We start from the raw sequence: 13,907 nt of genomic DNA on the forward strand, positions 1-13,907 counted from the left end.
GCCAGTGGCCGGGCATCCCGATTGCTGAGGGTTTTCTCTGCGAAATTTTTTCCTATATTAGGATAGCTCGCCACCTCATCCGGGACCGGCACCAATGGATTGGTCCGATCAGGGAATCGTTCTGTCCACCCGCCCCCAGGGGGAGGGGTCCGCCGTCGCGACTCTGCTGACGCGCGGGCACGGCCGCCATGCCGGCATGGTGATGGGCGGCCGGTCGGCACGCCAGCGCGGCACGCTGGAGCCGGGGACGCTGGTCCACGCCCGCTGGCGCGGCCGTCTGCCGGAACATCTCGGCCATTTCACGCTGGAGCCGGTGAAGGGTTATGCCGCCAACTTCTTCGACGACGCCCAGGCCCTGGCCGCGCTGATCAGCGCCTGCGCGCTGGTGGAAGCCGCCCTGCCGGAGCGGGAGGCGCACCCTGCCCTGTTCGACGGGATGCTCGCCCTGTTCGACCTGCTCGACAACCCGGCCTGGGCGGAGAGCTATGTGCGCTGGGAGATCGGGCTGCTGGCGGAGCTTGGCTTCGGCCTCGACCTCGATCGCTGCGCGGTGTCGGGGGCCAACGACTATCTCGCCTATGTCAGCCCGCGCACCGGCCGCGCGGTGACGGCGTCGGTGGGGGAGCCCTATCGTGACCGGCTGCTTCCCCTGCCCGATTTCCTGGCCGGGCGCGGCGGCGGCGGGCCGGCGGCGGTGTCCGACGGGCTGCGGCTGACCGCTCATTTCCTGGAACGCCACGTGCTGAACGGGCCGCTGCCGCCCGCGCGCGAACGGTTGAGAGAACGTTACGCGAACGCGGTAGCGCGTTCCGCCTGAAACTGCTAGACCCCATCATCATGAAGCCGCAAAACCCTGCCTCCGAGATTCTGGAAAAGCCGCTGGCCGACGCGCTCGGCGAGCGGTATCTCAGCTACGCGCTGTCCACCATCATGTCCCGCTCGCTGCCCGACGTGCGCGACGGGCTGAAGCCGGTGCACAGGCGGCTGCTGTTCGCCATGAGCCAGCTCCGGCTGGAACCGACGACACCGCCGAAGAAGTCGGCCCGCGTCGTCGGCGACGTGATCGGTAAGTTCCATCCGCACGGCGACACCTCCGTCTATGACGCGCTGGTCCGTCTGGCGCAGGATTTCTCCGTCCGCTATCCGCTGGTCGACGGCCAGGGCAATTTCGGCAACATCGACGGCGATAACGCCGCGGCGATGCGGTACACCGAAGCCCGCCTGACCGAGGTCGCAAAGGCCCTGCTGGAGGGCATCGACGAGGACGCGGTCGATTTCCGCCCGACCTATGACGGCGACGGCGACGAGCCGGCGGTTCTGCCCGCCAACTTCCCCAACCTGCTGGCCAACGGGTCGAGCGGCATCGCCGTCGGCATGGCGACCAACATCCCGCCGCACAATGTCGGCGAGATCTGCGACGCGCTGCGCCACCTGATCAAGCACCGCGACGCCCCGATCGAGACGCTGGTCGGCTTCATGCCCGGCCCGGATTTCCCCACCGGCGGCGTGCTTGTCGAGTCGCGGCAGAATGTGATCGAAGCCTACCGCACCGGCCGCGGCGCCTTCCGCCTGCGCGCCCGCTGGGAGGTGGAGAAGCTGGGCCAGGGCACCTGGCAGATCGTCGTCACCGAGATGCCCTATCAGGTGCAGAAGGCCCGGCTGGTCGAGAAGATCGCCGAGCTGCTGCTGGCCAAGAAGCTGATCCTGCTGGAGGACGTCCGCGACGAATCGGCGGAGGATGTCCGCCTCGTCCTGGTGCCGAAGAGCCGGAACGTGGATCCCGAGGTGCTGATGGCCTCGCTGTTCCAGGCGACCGACCTGGAGATCCGCTTCTCGCTGAACATGAATGTGCTGGGCGCCGATCATGTGCCGCGGGTGATGAACCTGCGCGAGGTGCTGCAGGCCTTCCTCGACCACCGGCACGAGGTGCTGGTCCGCCGGTCCAACCACCGGCTGAAGCAGATCGACCACCGGCTGGAGGTTCTCGGCGGCTATCTCGCCGCGTATCTGAACCTGGACGAGGTCATCCGCATCATCCGCGAAGAGGACGAGCCGAAGCAGGAGTTGATCCGCGCCTTCACCCTGACCGACGTGCAGGCCGACGCCATCCTCAACATGCGGCTGCGCAATCTGCGCAAGCTGGAGGAGATGGAGATCCGGCGCGAGCATGACGCTCTGACCAAGGAAAAGAACGGCCTGCTGGAGTTGCTGGGCGACGAAGCCCTGCGCTGGAAGCGGATCGCCGAGGGCGTCGCCGAGATCAAGAAGAAGTTCGGCACCGGCGCGCTGGGCAAGCGGCGCACCGACGTGGCCGATGCCCCGGCGGTTATCGAGGTGCCGCTGGACGCGCTGGTGGAGCGCGAGCCGGTGACGGTGATCTGCTCGGCCAAGGGCTGGATCCGCACGGTGCGCGGACACCTGACCGACGCCGAGGCGGAGGATGTGAAGTACAAGGACGGCGATTCGCGCGGCTTTATCGAGCGGTGCGAGACGACCGACAAGCTTCTGGTCTTCGCCAGCAACGGCAAGTTCTTCACCATCGGTGTCGACAAGCTGCCGCGTGGCCGCGGCTTCGGCGAGCCGGTGCGGCTGATGATCGACCTCGGCAACGACGTCGACATCGTCGACCTGTTCCGCCACCAGCCCGGCCGCACCCTGATGGTGGTGTCGGAGGATGGCCGCGGCTTCCGTGTGGAAGAGGCGGAAGTGCTGGCCCAGACACGCGCCGGCCGTCAGGTGCTGAACCTGGAGGACGGCAAGTCGGCCCGCATCTGCCATCCGGTGAGCGGCGACACCGTTGCCATCATCGGCAACAACCGCAAGATGCTGGTCTTCCCGCTGGAGCAGGTGCCGGTGATGACCCGCGGCAAGGGCGTCCAGCTTCAGAAGTACAAGGACGCCAGCGTCGCCGACGTGAAGACCTTCACGCTGGCCGATGGTCTGTGCTGGAAGAATGGCGAGCGCAATTTCTGCGTCATCGACCTGACCGGCTGGATGGGCGACCGCGCCGGCCAGGGCAAGATGCCGCCGAATGGGTTCCCGAAGAACAACCGGTTTATGTGAGATTGGGTGGTTGGCGGGTGGAGAGGTTAGGCCCCACCCTAACCCTCCCCCGCTCTCAGCGGACCTACGGTCCGCCTGCCGCGTCAGCACAAAGCGAAGTTTTGTGCGAGAGCTGGGCGGTGGAGGGGCTGCCGCCACTCTCCCGCCTAGGCACTTGTCCCCTCCCCCGCCCAGCGGGGGAGGGTTAGGGTGGGGGTCTAACCTCGCCGAATAGAACTTACTTCGGCGCCGTGACCGTCGCCGACAGCGGCACGCGGCGTTCCACAAGCGCCGAGGTGACCTCCTTGGCCTTGACCGGGTCCATCGCCGCCAGGATCGGGGCGGTCTTCTGTTCCTTCATCTTCTGGATGACGCCCAGCAGCACCGGCATGTCGAGTTCCTCGAAGATGCGGGCGGCGTCCTTGGGTTTCATCGTCTCGTAGATCTTCACCAGACTGTCGAGCTGCGCCGACTGCTGCTGGTCGCCCTGGGCCATCAGCTTCTGGATGTCGGATTTGGTCTTCTCCATCTCCGCCACCTTCTGGTCGATCCGCTTCTCGGCGGCGGCCAGCAGGGCTTCGCGCTGTTCCATTTCCTTGGTGCGGCGCTCGATCTCGGCACGGCGCTCGGCGAAATGCTGCAGCAGTTCCTGGTTGTCGATGGGACCAAGCGGCGCCAGCGGCGCGTTGGCCGCCGGGGCGTCGGCCGGGCCGCTCGACCCGCCGGGAGCCGGCGGTGCTTCCTTGCCGGCCGGCTTGGTCGTGGCCGAGGGCATCTGGGAGGGCGGCGTCGCCGGGGTGGAACTTTGCGGCCCCTGGGCGAAGGTGACCGGGAAGTCCGGCAGGCGGGCGTCATGGGTGGCGAGGCGCCACAGGTCGCCGACCCGCACCCCCAGCATCATCACCGCGACGAAGATGGTCAGCGGCAGAAGGCGGAACCGGAAATTGCGTGCGCGGGCGCGCAGCCGCTCGGTCAGCGGAACGCGGGGCGTCGCCGGCTTGCGGGCCTTGGCCTTGCCCTTCTTCGCCGTAGCCTTGGCCTGGACCTTGCCGGCGGCGGGACGCACCGCCGGCAATTGCGCCTGCTGGGCGGCCAGCGTGGGCGAGGTGCGAACGCCGGTCGGCGCCGCGCCGGCCGGGCGGATCACGACCTTGGGTTCGCCGCCCGCCGGGCTGGGCTTGCCGTCACTGGTGCGCATGGTCATCCAAGCCCCTTGCCGGCATTCTCGATCGCCTGCAGCAGTTCACGTTCGGCCCTGGACAGGCTCTCGCCATCCCGGGTGATGGGGTCGCGCACCTCGGTCGGCGGTTCGGCTCGGGCGGCGGCGCGGCGCGGCGGCGCGTCCAGCCGGGCCGGCGGAGGAGCGTGGTCGTCATGGTCGTGGTCGTCCTCGACCGGCAGGCTGCGAAGGGCCGGACGCGGCGCAACGAGCGGCGCCTTGGCAGGAGCGCGCGACGCCAGCGCCGGGGCGACTGCGGCCGGCCGAGCACCGCTGTCGCGCCGGCCGGCATCACGGCCGCCATCGCGGTCGCCGACGCCGCCCAGCCGGTTGGCCAGCGCGTCGGCGGCCTCGATCATGAACTCCAACTCGTCCCGCAGGGTCTGCGCCTTGTTGACGGTCCGCTGAAGGTCCTCGCCGGTGTCGCTTGCCGCCTTTTTCAGCGTGCGCACACCGGTCTCCGCCCGCGCCATCGCGTCGTTCAGGCCCTGGATCAGCTCGGCCATCTCGCCGCGGCTCTCGCGCAGCGCGATGATCTGCCGGTTCAGGATGATCGCGTAGGCGATGGTCGCGGCCAGCAGGCCGACCATCACGACGTCGATGATGATGGAGACCAGCGGACTCATAGCCTCATGACCTCCTGCTTGGGCAGTTCCTTTTCCAGGCGGACGGCGATGTGCCCGCCCTTACGCCCCATCCGCCCCTGGAACATCGACACGTCGCCGCAGCGCAGCTCGATGGCGCCGTCGGGGGTGGCGTTCAGCAGGATGCGGGTGCCGACGCGCCAGTTCAGCACGTCGTGCAGCGTCATCGTCACCTCGTCCAGCACGGCCGACAGGTCTACGTCCGTCACCATCAGTTCCGAGGCCAAGTGGGTTTCCCAGATCGAGTCACGGCCGAACTTTTCGCCCATGAACATCTGGAGCAGCAGTTCACGCACCGGCTCCAGCGTCGCGTAGGGGATCATCAACTCCAGCCGGCCGCCGCGATCCTCCATGTCGATGCGCAGCTTGACCAGCACCGCCGCGTTGGCCGGCCGCGCGATGGTGGCGAAGCGCGGGTTGGTCTCCAGCCGGTCGAAGCGGAAGGTGACGGGCGACAGCGGATCGAAGGCGGCGGACAGGTCGGACAGCACCACATGGACCATGCGTTCCACGAGGTTGCGTTCGATGGTGGTGTATGGCCGGCCTTCGATGCGCATCGCCGCCGTGCCGCGCCGGCCGCCCAGCAGCACGTCGACGATGGAATAGATCAGGGCGGAGTCGACGACCATCAGGCCGTAATTGTCCCACTCCTCCGCCTTGAAGACCGACAGCATGGCCGGCAGCGGGATGGAGTTCAGGTAATCGCCGAAACGGACCGAGGAAATCTGGTCGAGACTGACCTCGACGTTGTCGGAGGTGAAGTTGCGCAGAGAGGTCGACATCATGCGGACGAGGCGGTCGAACACCACCTCCAGCATGGGCAGGCGTTCGTAGTTGACCAGCGCCGAATTCACCAGCGCCATGATGCCGGAGTTGTCGCCGTCGCCGGCGCCACCCTGGTCGAAGCCCAGCAGGCTGTCGATCTCGTCCTGGTTCAGGACGCGCGTCGACCCGCCGCCGCCCATGTCGCCGACATCGCCGCTGTCCTCGGCCAATGCCGCCCATTCGGCGGCAAGCCGTTCCTCTTCGCTCAGTTCACCGGTGTCGCTCATCGGCCCTTATCCCCAGCTGACCGGGCCCTCACTGGACCAGCATTTCCTTGAACAGCACGTCCTTCACCTTCACCGGAAAAGCGGCGGCGGTGATGCGCAGAAGCAGTTCCTGGCGCAGCCGGTACATGCCGGCCGACCCGCGCAGATCCTCCAGCCGCAATTCGCGCAGGTAGACCTGGAAATTGTCGATGATGCGCGGCAGCACATGCTCCACCGCACCGACATCCTCCGGCTTCGACAGCTGGATGGAGATCTTGATCTTCAGGAAGGCCGGGCGCTTGTTGCCGGTGTTCAGGTTCACCAGCATGTCCGGCAGATCGTAGAAGATCGGTGCCGCATGCGGATCGGCCTTGCCGGGCTCCGCCCCGTGCTCACCCTCGGCGGCGGCGGCGTGTTCGCCCTCCTCCGCCGGCTTCTCCTTCCCCAGGAAGCTGTCGAGCAGGCCGGAGAAATAGACCCCGGCACCGGCGCCGATCAGCAGGACCAGGGGAAGAACGACGAACAGGACCAGCTTCTTGCCGCTGAATTTCTTTCGCGGCAGGCCGTCGGTCGAAAGTTCGCCGGCGTCGGTTTCGGCAGCCATGACATCCTGAGATCGTTCGAGGTGCGCAACGGCTCAGGCTTCACCCGCCTGACCAGGTCAAAGCTACTTTTGGGATAGTTAATAACTCCTTTCGAGTGGGGAATGGACCGCCCCGGACGGGCAGGTTTCCGCCCCCTGTCACCATTTCGGCACGGTTCTTGATTGGGTCTGCCCGGCACTCCGCGTCCGGAGTCCGACCGCGACCGCCCGAAATCCCCCCTGGGACCGGTGGGACCGCGGTCCATCGCCCTGCCGCACCGACCATGCGGCGGGTACGGGAGAGTCTTGCCCGGTCCAACCCGGCAAGGAGCGCTCCTACCCCGGCAGAATCTGCCCGGCATCCCCTGCCCCACCGGGCGGGAACACCCCCGACTTGCCCGGACTCCGTGGATTTCCGGCACTTCCCGGAGTTGGCACGCCGCCTGCAATACCCTTTTCGCCGGTCGGACGCTGTCGCCCGATCCGTTCGCAAGGTGAAGAGGCCGCAAGATGGAAAATTCGATCTACGTCGCCCTGTCGCGCCAGATGGCGTTGCGCCGCGAGCTGGACGTTACGTCGAACAACATCGCGAACATGAACACGACCGGCTACAAGAACCAGCGGATGCTGTTCACCGAATTCCTGGAAAAGCCCGGCCTGCACGAGAAGGTCAGCTTCGTCCAGGACCGCGCGGTGGTTCGCGACCTCGCCAACGGCGCCATGACCCAGACCGGCAACCCGCTGGATCTGGCGCTGACCGGCCAGGGATACTTCACCGTCGATACCGCCAGCGGCCCGCGCTACACCCGCGCCGGCAATTTCCGCCTGAACGACCAGCGCCAGCTGGTGGATGCCGGCGGCCTGCCCGTCCTGGCCAACAACGGCCAGCCCATCACCATTCCGGCCGGCACCAGCGACGTGAAGGTCAGCGGCGACGGCACCGTTGCCACCGAACTGGGTCCGGTCGGCAAGCTGAACATCGTCACCTTCAAGAACGAGCAGTTGATGACCGAGGTCGGCAACGGCCTGTATGTCAGCGACGAGCAGCCGGAGCCCGCCCCGGCCGAGACGAAAGTGGCACAGGGTTTGCTTGAGGGTTCTAACGTGAAGCCCGTGGTCGAGATGACGCAGATGATCGAAATCCAGCGCCAGTACATGTCCGCCCAGCGGATGATCGAAAACGAGCACGAGCGTATCCGCACGATGATCCAGCGTCTGGGCCGGACGGCCTGAACCAGACCGACGACGAGAGGAGAAGACCACAATGCGCAGCCTCGCCATCGGCGCCACCGGCATGATCGCCCAGCAGCTCAACGTCGAGACGATCTCCAACAACATCGCCAACTCGACCACCACCGGCTACAAGAAGCAGCGGGCCGAGTTCCAGGACCTGCTGTACCAGAATTTCCGCCGCATCGGCTCGACCTCGTCGGATGCCGGCACCGTGGTGCCGACCGGCGTGCAGGTGGGCGCCGGCGTCCGCGTCGCCGCGGTCGCCCGCGTGCTGGAACAGGGCAACCTGAACATCACCGACAACAAGTTGGACGTGGCGATCAACGGATCGGGCTATTTCCAGGTGACGCTGCCCAGCGGCGACACCGCCTATACCCGCGCCGGCAACTTCAAGCTGTCGCCGGAAGGCATGATCGTCACCGCCGACGGCTACCCGGTCCAGCCGAACATCACCATCCCGACCGACGCCGTCGACATCTCGATCAACTCGTCGGGCGAGGTGCTGGTGAAGCTGGACGGCCAGACCGCCACCCAGAATGTCGGCCAGCTCCAGCTCGCCACCTTCGCCAACGCCGCCGGCCTGGAAGCCACCGGCGACAACCTGTTCCTGGAATCCGGCGCGTCGGGCCAGTCGGTGACCGGCAACCCCGGCGCCCCCGGCTTCGGCCGCGTCACCCAGGGCGCGCTGGAGACCTCGAACGTCAACGTGGTGCAGGAGATCACGACCCTGATCACCGCCCAGCGCGCCTACGAGATGAACTCCAAGGTCATCAAGACCACCGACGAGATGATGCAGCAGGCCAGCCAGATGAAGTAACGGCGCATGGAGTAATCCGGGCGCCGCCTCGCTTCAGCCTTCACATCGGGAATTACCGCCATGATCCGCCACCTCGCCAACCGTCGCTTCTCCGCCCTGATCCTCGGCGCCGCCCTGCTGACCGCTCCGGTCGCGGTGCAGGCCGCCACGGTCGCTGCGGTTCCGGCCGCTGGCGTCGCGGCCCCGGCGCCCGACGTCGTCTATGGCATGCCGCATGTGGAGGCGGTTCTGTCGGATGCGCTGTCGCGGGTCATCACCGCCGGCCGGCTGCAGATGGAGCTGGACAACCGCGCGGTCGAACTGCGCGCGCCGCAGGGCGCCGGCGGGCTGGCGGTGGAAAACCTCTATTACAGCCCGGTCCAGGGCCGCTTCGCCGCGGAGATCGTGGTGACCGGCAGCCAGGTCCGCCTGCCGGTGTCGGGCCGCGCCTTCGGCGTGGTGCAGATCCCGGTGCTGTCGCGCCGCGTCCTGCCCGGCGACATCATCGGCCCGGGCGACATCGACTGGCAGGACATGCGCGCCGACCAGACCACCAGCGACACCGCCGCCACCGACGCGCAACTGATCGGCATGACGCCGAAGCGCGGCGTGTCCACCAACCAGCCCGTTCGCCTGCGCGACCTGCAATCGCCGCGCATGGTCGACAAGGGCGCCATGGTCACCATCACCTTGTCGACGCCGTCCATGACGCTGACCACCCAGGGCAAGGCCCTGCAGGACGGCGGCAAGGGCGAGGTCATCCGCGTCGTGAACACCCAATCCAACCGGATCGTCGAAGCGACGGTCGCAGGCCCCAACGTCGTCGCCGTGGCAAAGCCCGGCACCATCGCGCAGTAAGGAGAAAGCTCCAATGTCCGCCACCATGACCGCCCGCCTGATCCGCTTCGCGATGGTCGCCGCCGCCGCCACCTCCCTGACCGCCTGCGGCGCCGCCTCGCGCATCGCCGACATCGGCAAGGCCCCGGAGATGTCCAGCATCCAGGACCCGCAGGCCAAGCCCGGCTACCAGCCGATCAGCCTGCCGATGCCGACCCCGCTGCCGACGGAGCGCAACCCGAACTCGCTGTGGCGGACCGGCGCCAAGGCCTTCTTCAAGGACCAGCGCGCGGCCAAGGTCGGCGACATCCTGACGATCAACATCTCCATCGCCGATCAAGCCAAGCTGTCGAACGAGAGCAAGCGGTCGCGCGCCAACACCGAGAAGGCCGGCATGCCGAGCCTGTTCGGCCTGGAAGGCGCCACGCTGAGCCGCGTCCTGCCGGCCGGCGCCTCGGCCTCCAGCCTGGTGGACCTGTCGAGCGACACGTCGAACGACGGCAAGGGTTCGGTGAACCGCAACGAGCAGATCGACCTGAAGGTGGCGGCGCTGGTGGTTCAGTCCCTGCCCAACGGCAATCTGGTCATCCAGGGCCGCCAGGAGGTCCGCGTCAACTACGAGCTGCGCGACCTGCAGATCCACGGCGTGATCCGTCCGGAAGACATCACCGCCCAGAACACCATCAGCTACGAGAAGATCGCCGAGGCCCGCATCTCCTACGGCGGCCGTGGCCAGATCACCGACGTCCAGCAGCCGCGCTACGGCCAGCAGCTGTACGACATCATCATGCCGTTCTGAGGACGACCGACCTAACGGTGGCGGGAGCGGGGCCATGGGGGAGGAGTTCCCCTGTGGCCCGGTCGTGTTGCAGGTGGTCGTGAACTCCGGCATCGGCATTGATGTCGGAAGCTCGGCGCGATACGGACGGGTCGGCAATTGCTGCCGCGCGGTGGGTTGTGCCGGGGCGATGTTGCCGGGCCGTCCATTCCTGATAACGGGCAAGCACGGCGGCGGTTCAGCCTTCCAGCGACGGCCGGGATGTCGCCGTGAATCCGTCCATCATGCCCACCGCCATGTTGCCGCCGATGCGCACCAAGGCCGGTCCGATAAGTTCGGTCGCCCGGCGGTAAGCCTCGCGCTGGGCAACGCAGTCGATCAGATCAGCCGCGTTGGTGATGCTCTGGGACAAGGTGAGGTCACTCGTCATCGTTCATCTCCTCGGACAAGCCATGATCGGCAGGACGAGGATGACCATACGCACCACCACATTAATCCGCTGTTGCGTGCTTCACGATCTCAGCGCGCATGCTGATGGCGCTTGCGGCCCTGACAACCGGGAAAACCACAACCGGGAAAACGCCGGTCCGGTTCGGTGGGAGCGAAGCTGCCGACCGTCACGGGGAGAGTGGCGTACCCCCAGGCCGCAAGCACCACATTTTGCGGTTCGTCTTTACACCGGCAGCGGATTGGCCATTGCCACGGGAACGGCGATCTGCCGGCTGTTCATACCCTCGAAATCCACCGTCTTCAGGTCCAGGCTCCAGGGCAGTGGAGAGGCGGCCATGCGGATGGTGAGGACGCGGTTGGTCAGATCCTTCACCACCACCCACTGGGTATAATCGCACTCCACCGTCCCGTCGGATTTGCGGGCACGCACCGTGCCCTTGGGGATATCGACGGCGTTCAGCAGGTGGAAGGCAAGGCTCTGCGCCTCGGCCGCGGTCGCGGGCTGGTTGGCGAACTGCTTCAGAAGAGCCGTGCGGATGAAGCGGGCGGGCGGCGTCGCGTTTCCGGGAAGCCCGGCCAGTCCGGTCCCATGGCCGGGACGGGAGACGGTCAGGTCGCCGACGGTCATCGGGTCAGCGTCCCAGGGGGTCAGGCTGACATAGTTCTGCAGATTGGTCAGATGCCAGGGGAAGGTCGGCAGATTGGTCAGCACCTTCACCGGGTTTTCGCTGATCACCGGCTGGCCGCCGAGGAATTCGATGACGATGCTGTTGCCGGCGGCGTCGTGAACCGGGAAATGCAGCGGCCCGGCCTTCGCCACCCACTGGTCGCCGACAACCCGGATCGCGCCGCTTTCCAGCGCCTGCCGGACCTCCGCCACCGTGGCGCAGTTGCCCAGAAGCCAGTCGACGAAGAACCCGCAGAAGACGTTCGTCGCCTTGGCGTCGGGCGCCTGATACTCCGATCCGGGCAGCCAAAGCGCGCCGGTGGACAGGCCCTGGCTGTTCACGCCATCGGAGCAGATCGGCAGACCGAAGGAGGTCACGCCGACATAGCCGTATTTCGGGACCAGATGGAGCTTGTCCTCCAGCCATCCCACCAGTCCGGCCGATTTGCCCGGCGCCCGTACGATCAGGGCGCCTTTCAGGTCGATGCCGAACTCCATGCTGCGGCCGTTGACGACCGTTCCATCAGCCGCCTCCACCAGAAAATCCGTGCACATGGTTGTATTTCCCCGTCTGAATGACTCTCACAACGGGAAAATATCAACGCGACAATCGCTTTCAAAAATATTCTGGACTGCATACCATTCAAAAAGAAACAGCCCGGCCTCCTGCATCGGGAGCCGGGCCGTCTTGCCTTGGGAAGGCTGCCACCTACTGGTAGCCGCCTTCGCGGGCACGGTCCTTGGCCGCCTCTTCCTGGGCCTTCTCGGTGACCCGGCTGATCTTGCCGCCACCGGCCTTTCCGGCATCGGCAGGCTTCTGCGGCGTTTCGCTGCGGTCGGCGTCGGCTGGATTCTGGTTGGGCTGGTCGGCCATCTTGCTGCTCCTCGGTCGTTCTTCCGACTGGCGATGAGGAGGAAACAGCGGCGGCCGGAGATCGTCGCGGGAGAAGGCCGGGGACCTCAGCCGGCCGACCGACCGGTCTCGGCGTCGCTTTCGCCATCGGCACGGTCGAGGGCCGCATTGATCTGGTCAAGCGTGCGGCCGCAGCCGGTGCAGACGTCGCGGTCGATGGCACACATGCCCAGGCAATCGGGATCGTCGCTCATGGCAGTGGGCATTCCCTACGGTTGGCGGTGCGGACCCATCCCTATCGGAAAGCAGTTTTGATCTCAAGTGTCGGGGGTGGAGGCATAGGCGGAATGGGTTGCGGTCAGGATGCTTAGGGTATAAAGCATCCTCTCTATCCACTCCCCGCGAAGTTTCGTATGCCAACGGCATTGCTGGTGTCCTGCGCGATGTATCGTCACGGCACCGCAAGAATGCCCGCCGCGCTGAAAGCGGCAGGATTTCGCGTCTTTGCCATCTTCCCCCGGAATTCCCTGCTCGAGTTCAGCGATCATGTCGACGGCAGGCATCCGTTCGCCGCGGGAATGCCGGTCGACGACCTGACGGTCACTGCCGCGCGTGCGGCGGCACAACTGGGTGCGGACATCGTCATCGGTTGCGAGGAAAGCGCTGTCCGGGTGCTCGGCTTGGCCGGCCGCCTGCTCGAACGGCTGGCGGGGGACAGCGCCGATGCACGCAGGCTACGCTTCCTCCAGGGCTGGTACGGCGACGTCTGCTGGGAAGAGGCGCGCTCGCGCTGCGTGGAACTCGCGGCGGAGGCCGGCATTCGGACGCCACGTCAGGTCCTGGTCGATCCACGGCGCCTCGGCTCAAACGACCTGTCCGGGCTCGGCGCACCGCTTCTGCTGAAATATGACGGCAGTTCCGCGGGCCGCGGGGTTTTTCTGGCATCCGACGCCCGGCACGCCACCGTTATGGTGGCAGAACTGGAACAGACGAGCGCGTTTCCAGCCGGCCGGCGGCTCGTCGCGCAGGAGTTCGTGCGCGGGCGGGCGGCGTCGGTGTCGTTCTGCGCGCTGGACGGACGGATGCTGGAGGGGTTCGCCTATACCGTCCTGCAGCACCAGCCGGAGCCCTTCGGCCCCGCCTCGGTGATCGAATTGGCTGACCTTCCGCCTTTGATGGAGATGGCCCGCAGCATGGTGGAGCTGACGCGCTACTCCGGCTTTGGCGGCATCGACGCCATCCTGCCGGAGGACGGCGGCCCGCCCGTTTTCCTGGAGTTCAACGCCCGCCCGACCCAGACCACCCATCTCGGCAGTCTGGCGGGCAGCGACCTGTGCCGGGCGATGGCCTGCGCGCTGGACGGCCGGCCCTATGAAGGCATGTTCGGCCGGACCCCCGGCAAGACGGTTGCCCTGTTCCCGGCGGAATGGGCCCGCGATGCCAACAGCCGTTTTCTGACCGCCGCCCACCACGATGTGCCTTGGACCGAACGGCGGATGACCGCGGCGATCCTGAACATCACGCCACAGTTGCACCCCGCCTGACCGGTCATTGCGGCGGCTGGTCCAGCGACAGTTCGCCGGTAACCTCGTGCGTCAGGTCGATACCGTCCACCGTCAGCACCATGCGGACCGGCAGGGACTTCATCCCGTCCAGCTTGCCTTCCGCCAGCGCGCGGCCGACCGCCAGTTCGATCTCCCGCTGGGAGGTGACGCCGACCTGCTTGAGGAATTTGCGCAGGTCGAGGTTGAAGATCTCGTTGTCCATGTCCGGC

General features: G+C 66.8%; 16 protein-coding genes. 7 read left to right on the top strand and 9 right to left on the bottom strand.

All coding sequences use genetic code 11. The features are described 5' to 3' along the window. Positions 1-94 precede the first annotated feature (94 nt). Both recO and parC read left to right on the top strand, forming a co-directional pair. On the top strand, positions 95-817 hold the full coding sequence (gene recO, locus B9N97_RS21250) for a DNA repair protein RecO (RefSeq protein ID WP_085089728.1): 723 nt from the start codon (positions 95-97) through the stop codon (positions 815-817). A 20-nt stretch (positions 818-837) separates the two neighbouring features. Further along, a complete protein-coding gene (parC, locus tag B9N97_RS21255; RefSeq protein WP_085089729.1) occupies positions 838-3,063 on the top strand; it encodes a DNA topoisomerase IV subunit A in 2,226 nt (741 codons plus the stop codon). 217 nt (positions 3,064-3,280) lie between these two features. On the opposite strand, the gene B9N97_RS21260 is transcribed toward parC, so the two are convergent. Genes B9N97_RS21260 through B9N97_RS21275 form a run of 4 tightly spaced genes read right to left on the bottom strand, consistent with a single transcriptional unit; the run spans position 3,281 to position 6,540 of the window. After that, positions 3,281-4,246 carry a MotE family protein gene (locus tag B9N97_RS21260; protein WP_085089730.1) on the bottom strand — a complete coding sequence of 322 codons (966 nt, stop codon included), beginning with the start codon at positions 4,244-4,246 and terminating at the stop codon, positions 3,281-3,283. Beyond that, a complete protein-coding gene (locus B9N97_RS21265; RefSeq protein WP_085089731.1) occupies positions 4,243-4,887 on the bottom strand; it encodes a DUF6468 domain-containing protein in 645 nt (214 codons plus the stop codon). The genes B9N97_RS21260 and B9N97_RS21265 overlap by 4 nt, the downstream gene beginning before the upstream one ends. Next, positions 4,884-5,957, bottom strand: a complete 1,074-nt coding sequence (gene fliM, locus B9N97_RS21270; protein WP_085089732.1) for a flagellar motor switch protein FliM — start codon at positions 5,955-5,957, stop codon at positions 4,884-4,886. Before fliM ends, B9N97_RS21265 begins: the two co-directional genes overlap by 4 nt. 28 nt (positions 5,958-5,985) lie before the next feature. Beyond that, a complete protein-coding gene (locus B9N97_RS21275; protein ID WP_085089733.1) occupies positions 5,986-6,540 on the bottom strand; it encodes a flagellar basal body-associated FliL family protein in 555 nt (184 codons plus the stop codon). 489 nt (positions 6,541-7,029) lie between these two features. Between B9N97_RS21275 and flgF the strand changes: the two genes are divergently transcribed. Genes flgF through flgH form a run of 4 tightly spaced genes read left to right on the top strand, consistent with a single transcriptional unit; the run spans position 7,030 to position 10,184 of the window. Continuing rightward, the gene (gene flgF / locus B9N97_RS21280; protein ID WP_085089734.1) at positions 7,030-7,752 is read left to right on the top strand and encodes a flagellar basal-body rod protein FlgF; all 723 of its coding nucleotides are present in this window, start codon (positions 7,030-7,032) and stop codon (positions 7,750-7,752) included. A 31-nt stretch (positions 7,753-7,783) separates the two neighbouring features. Then, entirely contained in the window at positions 7,784-8,569 is a 786-nt protein-coding gene (gene flgG, locus B9N97_RS21285) for a flagellar basal-body rod protein FlgG (protein WP_085089735.1), read from the top strand. Positions 8,570-8,629: 60 nt separating this feature from the next. Further along, a complete protein-coding gene (gene flgA, locus B9N97_RS21290; protein ID WP_085089736.1) occupies positions 8,630-9,406 on the top strand; it encodes a flagellar basal body P-ring formation chaperone FlgA in 777 nt (258 codons plus the stop codon). Between the two features lie 13 nt (positions 9,407-9,419). Beyond that, complete coding sequence (gene flgH / locus B9N97_RS21295; RefSeq protein ID WP_208621239.1) at positions 9,420-10,184, top strand: flagellar basal body L-ring protein FlgH; 765 nt, start codon at positions 9,420-9,422, stop codon at positions 10,182-10,184. A 217-nt stretch (positions 10,185-10,401) separates the two neighbouring features. On the opposite strand, the gene B9N97_RS21300 is transcribed toward flgH, so the two are convergent. The 4 genes from B9N97_RS21300 to B9N97_RS21310 form a co-directional block, all read right to left on the bottom strand. Beyond that, positions 10,402-10,593, bottom strand: coding sequence for a hypothetical protein (locus B9N97_RS21300; RefSeq protein ID WP_085089737.1), 192 nt, complete (start codon positions 10,591-10,593; stop codon positions 10,402-10,404). Positions 10,594-10,836: 243 nt separating this feature from the next. Beyond that, positions 10,837-11,835, bottom strand: a complete 999-nt coding sequence (locus B9N97_RS21305) for a linear amide C-N hydrolase (protein WP_085089738.1) — start codon at positions 11,833-11,835, stop codon at positions 10,837-10,839. A gap of 154 nt (positions 11,836-11,989) precedes the next feature. After that, a complete protein-coding gene (locus B9N97_RS35720; RefSeq protein ID WP_167393337.1) occupies positions 11,990-12,154 on the bottom strand; it encodes a hypothetical protein in 165 nt (54 codons plus the stop codon). A gap of 86 nt (positions 12,155-12,240) precedes the next feature. Then, positions 12,241-12,387, bottom strand: coding sequence for a DUF1289 domain-containing protein (locus B9N97_RS21310; RefSeq protein ID WP_167393338.1), 147 nt, complete (start codon positions 12,385-12,387; stop codon positions 12,241-12,243). A 213-nt stretch (positions 12,388-12,600) separates the two neighbouring features. Here B9N97_RS21310 and B9N97_RS21315 point away from each other — a divergent pair, with 213 nt between their 5' ends. Further along, complete coding sequence (locus tag B9N97_RS21315; RefSeq protein WP_167393339.1) at positions 12,601-13,677, top strand: ATP-grasp domain-containing protein; 1,077 nt, start codon at positions 12,601-12,603, stop codon at positions 13,675-13,677. A 4-nt stretch (positions 13,678-13,681) separates the two neighbouring features. Here the strand turns inward: B9N97_RS21315 and B9N97_RS21320 are convergent, their stop codons facing one another. Beyond that, positions 13,682-13,900, bottom strand: a complete 219-nt coding sequence (locus tag B9N97_RS21320) for a DUF6494 family protein (protein ID WP_085089741.1) — start codon at positions 13,898-13,900, stop codon at positions 13,682-13,684. Positions 13,901-13,907 lie beyond the last annotated feature (7 nt).

The sequence above is a fragment of the Azospirillum oryzae genome (assembly GCF_900177515.1).
GTDB lineage: Bacteria > Pseudomonadota > Alphaproteobacteria > Azospirillales > Azospirillaceae > Azospirillum > Azospirillum oryzae_A.